Below are 1,658 nucleotides of genomic sequence, written 5' to 3'. Positions count from 1 at the left end.
TTCCCCAGTTATCTTCTGGCTTTTGTTGATCATCAGAAAAATTAAAATGTCTGCGATAATGCATAAAACCAACATAATCTGTAGGTATTGCATTTTTCCATACCCAATAATGGGCTGTAAGTTCACAGTAGAACGGGTTTTTATACGATATATTATCGCCAGTATCATCACCGTCGCAACAAATAACATTCAGTGAATTGGCTTTTCCTACATGTATAGGCTTTATCACCGATGAATCGAGAAACGCACTCGGTTTATGGTGACAAGTATAGATTGATACAGTTTTCATCCTTTATTCCATCACAATAATTAAATATATAATATCAGGCCATTACTGCCTGATAAGCAGCAATGACATCAGCAGAGTTACCCATTTGCCTAAGCTTATGATCTTCAATCCATATAACGCGATCACATACCTTGGATACATCTGCCAGGTTGTGACTAACAAAAAGAATGGTTACACCTTTAGCTTTAAAGTCATTAATCGTTGCCAGGCATTTTCTTTGGAATGAAATATCCCCCACAGCGAGAACTTCATCGATTATGAGTATATCAGGATCAACTTGCGTGATTACTGAAAAACCTAATTTTGCCAGCATACCGCTTGAGTAAACACGAATAGGTTCATCGATAAAATCGCCTAATTCTGAGAACTCAATAATTTTGTCCATCCGCTGCTTAAGCTCTTTTCGACGCAATCCAAGCAGTGTTGCATTCAGGCGGATATTTTCACGTCCGGTTAATTCAGGATGAAAACCACCGCCTAATTCTAACATTGAGGCGACTCTGCCCGTGACACTGACCGTCCCGGATGAGGGTTTCATCACACCTGCAACCAGTCCCAGTGAGGTACTCTTACCTGCGCCATTACGGCCAATCAGTGCAACAGATTCACCTTTCTCAATGACAAAATTAATATCTTCGATGGCCAGATAACTTCTGCCACTAAGCAGACTTAGCGCTCTGCGAGGATTAAATATTAATTCTTTTATACCTGAGCCTATATGATGATAAAGGGGGTATCTTTTAGTTACATTCTTGAACTCAATGACAACGCTCATTATAGAATCTCTGCAAAACGATATTTTAATTTATTAAAAATACTACTACCGATTATAAGCATCACTATTCCATAGCCGTACAGAGTGGCTATATCAGTATAATTAACCGTATTATTCATAAATAAATCACGCCAACTGATAATCATATTAGCCAAAGGATTGTAGTCAATAAGCCAGCGGTATTTTTGGGGTATCATATCTGAAGAGTATAATATTGGCGTGCAATAAAAGAGCAACATAATACCAAGCGTTATGAAACGTTCCAGATCACGGAAAAACAAATTGAGTGTAGATAAAGTTAGCGCCACACCCAGCATAAGAATAATCTGCGCGAAACCGATCAGCGGAATTCCCCAGATCCAATCCCAGGACGGGCGCATATCATAAACGTAAAGAAAAATAATAATAACAGGAATGGTACAAATGAAATGTAAGCATTCCATTAGTACATTACTCATGGGGATTACAGAACGCGGAAAAACAGTCTTCTTTATTATCTGTGCATTAGCCAAAAAAGAAAATAATGAATTAGACGTTGAACTTGCAAACCATTGCCATGGGAAAAGCCCGGTAATAATAAAAACGGTATAGTTG

3 protein-coding genes are annotated in these 1,658 nt (G+C 38.3%); all 3 read right to left on the bottom strand.

Annotated features, from left to right (window positions below; genetic code table 11):
* A partial coding sequence (locus J1785_RS01170) for a DUF4422 domain-containing protein (RefSeq protein WP_217218616.1) occupies window positions 1-289 on the bottom strand: 289 nt, incomplete at its 3' end.
* A gap of 34 nt (window positions 290-323) precedes the next feature.
* Window positions 324-1,064, bottom strand: a complete 741-nt coding sequence (locus J1785_RS01165; protein ID WP_129952680.1) for an ABC transporter ATP-binding protein — start codon at window positions 1,062-1,064, stop codon at window positions 324-326.
* A partial coding sequence (locus tag J1785_RS01160) for an ABC transporter permease (RefSeq protein WP_217218615.1) occupies window positions 1,064-1,658 on the bottom strand: 595 nt, incomplete at its 5' end. The genes J1785_RS01165 and J1785_RS01160, both read right to left, overlap by 1 nt.

The sequence above is a fragment of the Rahnella perminowiae genome (genome assembly GCF_019049755.1).
GTDB lineage: Bacteria > Pseudomonadota > Gammaproteobacteria > Enterobacterales > Enterobacteriaceae > Rahnella > Rahnella perminowiae.
The sequence above is the reverse complement of the archived record's forward strand: the minus strand, read 5'-3'. Positions and strand labels throughout refer to the sequence as shown.